At 69.7% G+C, this 3,164-nt stretch carries 2 protein-coding genes and 1 pseudogene; all 3 read right to left on the bottom strand.

All coding sequences use genetic code 11. From position 1 onward, the window contains the following. Positions 1 to 653 (bottom strand): annotated as a pseudogene (locus tag QN345_RS17170) (hypothetical protein); the annotation flags it as partial. A 30-nt stretch (positions 654 to 683) separates the two neighbouring features. Then, complete coding sequence (locus tag QN345_RS17175) at positions 684 to 2,357, bottom strand: GspE/PulE family protein (protein ID WP_134449871.1); 1,674 nt, start codon at positions 2,355 to 2,357, stop codon at positions 684 to 686. 125 nt (positions 2,358 to 2,482) lie between these two features. Continuing rightward, positions 2,483 to 3,164, bottom strand: a 682-nt coding sequence (locus QN345_RS17180; RefSeq protein ID WP_416347673.1) for a hypothetical protein, incomplete at its 5' end; no start/stop codon positions are given.

Raw genomic sequence — 3,164 nt, forward strand, 5'->3', positions numbered from 1 at the left:
GAATGCGGGCGGGCACCTTCGGTGTGGGTCTCCGGCTCGGCCTGGATCGCGGCGCGGCGACCGGCCGGGCGTGCGCTCTGCGAGACGTACGCCTGCGGCGGGGTCATCCCCGGGTCGGCGACCCGTTCCTGCTCGGCGGCGGCAGTGGGCACAACGAAGGGAACGACGAAAGGTGTCCCGGTGGGCGGCTCCATCGGCTGCGTGCCCAGGGGAGTGTGCGGTGCGGCCACCGGCTGCGGGAGCGTGTACGGGGCCGCTACCGGGAGCGGAAGCGTGTAGTCGATCGCGGAACGGGGCGGTTCGGCCTGGTTCACATCGATGTCGTCGAGGTCCTCGTCAGCGGATGCCGCCGGGGCCGCGAATCCCTGGAGGGGCGCCGGGGCGAAATCGGTTTCGGCGCGACGGACGCTGCGGCGTTCGAAGCCGTGGCCGCCGGTTTCGTCGATTCCGGCGCCGCGACGTTCGGCCGCCGCGCTGTCGACCGCGGCCTGGAGGCGTGCGGTGCGCTCGGCCGCGACCTGCTCGGCGGCGGTGCGCTCGGCATCCGCCTTCTCGAGGGCAGCGCTCTCGGCGGGGCCGGCCGCGATCTGGTCCCACCAGGAGACGTTCTCTCCCGGCTCTACGGCCGGAATTTCATAGATGGGCTTGTCCATGCGTTCTTTCCTTTCGGCATGCGACGAGCGCTATGCAACAACTCGCAGAATCTCTTCGATCGAGGTCAGGCCCATGCGGACCTTCTCCCAGCCGTCATCACGGAGGGAAATCATTCCCTCCGACCGGGCGGCCCGGCCGATGTCCGCGCTCGAGGCGCGGTCGACGGCGAGCCGTTCGATGTTCTCGGAGACCGTCATGACCTCGTGCACGGCGAGCCGGCCTCGGTACCCGGTCTTCGAGCAGTTCTGGCAGCCGATGGGCTGGTAGAGCACCGGCAGCGGCTGGGTCGGGTCGAACCCGAAGCGCAGCTGGTTCAGGCGCTCGACGGTGACCTCTGCGGGGGCCTTACAGCGGTCGCAGAGGCGGCGGGCGAGGCGCTGGGCGACAACGCAGTCGAGGGCGGAGCCGACGAGGAAGGGCTCGATACCCATCTCGGTCAGGCGCGTGATCGCGCTCGGGGCGTCGTTGGTGTGCAGGGTCGAGAGCACGAGGTGGCCGGTGAGCGACGCCTCGATGGCGATCTGCGCGGTCTCGTGGTCGCGGATCTCGCCGAGGAGCACGACGTCGGGGTCGCTGCGGAGGATGGACCGCAGCGCGCTCGCGAAGGTGAGCCCCGCCTTGGGGTTCACCTGTACCTGGTTGATGTCCTTCATCCGGTACTCGACGGGGTCCTCGACCGTGATCACGTTGATCTCCGGGCGGGCGACCGAGTTGAGCGTGGTGTACAGGGTGGTCGACTTGCCGGACCCGGTCGGGCCCGTGACGAGGATCATCCCGTAGGGCTTCGTGTACGACTTCCTGTACGCCTCGTAGTTGTGCTCGAGCAGGTTGAGGTCGTGCAGGTCCATCGTCGTCGAGGAGTTGTCGAGGATTCGCATGACGATCTTCTCGCCCCAGACCGTGGGCAGGGTCGCCACGCGGAGGTCGATCTGGCGGCCGGCGTGGCTGACCGACATCCGGCCGTCCTGGGGCTTCCGACGCTCGGCGATGTCGATGTCGCTCATGATCTTGAGGCGCGAGATGACGCCGTTCTGGATGCTCTTGGGCGCCCGCTGCATCTCGTGCAGCACCCCGTCGATGCGGTACCGCACCCGCAGGTTGTGCTCGGCGGGCTCGATGTGGATGTCCGAGGCCTTGTCCTGGATAGCCTGGCTGACGAGGAGGTTGACGAAGCGCACGATCGGGGCGTCGTCGTCGAGCGAGTCGGAGACGCCGAAGGCCGATGCGGCCTCGACGGTGGCCTGCTCGTCCTCCATGGTGGTGGTGAGGTTGCTGAGCTCGTCGTCGGCGCGGTGGTAGCGGGCGATCGCGGCGAGCAGGTCGTTCTTCTCTGCGACGACGGGGATGACCCGCATCCGTGCGGACTCGCGCACGTCGTCGATCGCGAACACGTTGCCGGGGTCGACCATGGCGAGCACGAGGCGGCCGCCCTCGATCGCGATCGGCAGCACCTGGTGCCTGCGGCTCATTGCCGGGGTGACGAGGGCGACGGCGAGCCGGTCGACGGGGAAGTCGATCAGTTCGACGAAGGCGAGGCCGGCCTGCTCGGCGCGGGCACGGGCGAACTGCGCCTCGGTGATCACCCCGGAGTCGACGAGTGCACGCACGGCGCTTTCGTCGGCCGGGTCACCGGCCATGAGGGTGTCGAGCTTCTCGATCGGCAGCAGCCCGTGCAGGATGAGAATCTCGGTCAGTGAAGCCACGTGATCCTCCCCCGCCGGCTGAAGCTGCAGAGAACCGCGAGCGCACGCAGCAAATCTATCCACGCCCGGGAAAGTTGGTAACGCCCAACGCTAACCCCGCATTCGAGTCCGGGACAGACCCACGATCAGGGGGTGCGGAGCTTTCCGACCGGCGAAACCGTCAGCATCCGGGTGCCCGTGGACTCGACGACGAGGGAAGCGACGTCGTCACGGCCGGGCGGTAGGAGCCGCGCGGTGAGGCGACCGGCGTCGAGCAGATCGAGCTGGCCGGCGACGATGCCCGCGACCGCGGCGAGCACCTCGGGGGGCCGTCCGCCGGAGTCGTCGAGCAGGGTGACGTCGACGCCGCGGAGCCGTGCGGCGCGGGCGGCGGTGATCACGGGTTCGACGAAGAGCGTCCTGGCCCGGATGGCGTCGCGCAGGGTGGCCTCGACGATGAGGCACTCGGCGCGGAGCGGCGGATCGAGGTCTTCCCCGCCGGCCAGGCGCTCGAGGGCAGGCCGGGCGAGCGCGTTCACTCGGGCGAGTTCCGATTCCCGTTCGGTGACACCCGCTTCGGCGCTCGCGGTCGTCGCGATGGAGACCGCGCGCTCCCGGTTGAGCACGGCGAGGGTACGGGTCGAACGGGTGAGCCCGACGGCGAAGACCGCCCCGGCGAGCAGGGTGGCGGCGTGCCGCACCACGAGGGTGAGGCCGTCGGCGACGCCCAGCCCGTTCAGAAGCGCCCAGCCGAGGCCGACCTCGTGCTCACGACGATCGATCCGGGCAGCCTCGGCGACGGGATCATCGTCATCCAGCCGTTCCTGA

The sequence above is a fragment of the Cryobacterium sp. 10I1 genome, assembly GCF_035019805.1.
GTDB lineage: Bacteria > Actinomycetota > Actinomycetes > Actinomycetales > Microbacteriaceae > Cryobacterium > Cryobacterium glucosi.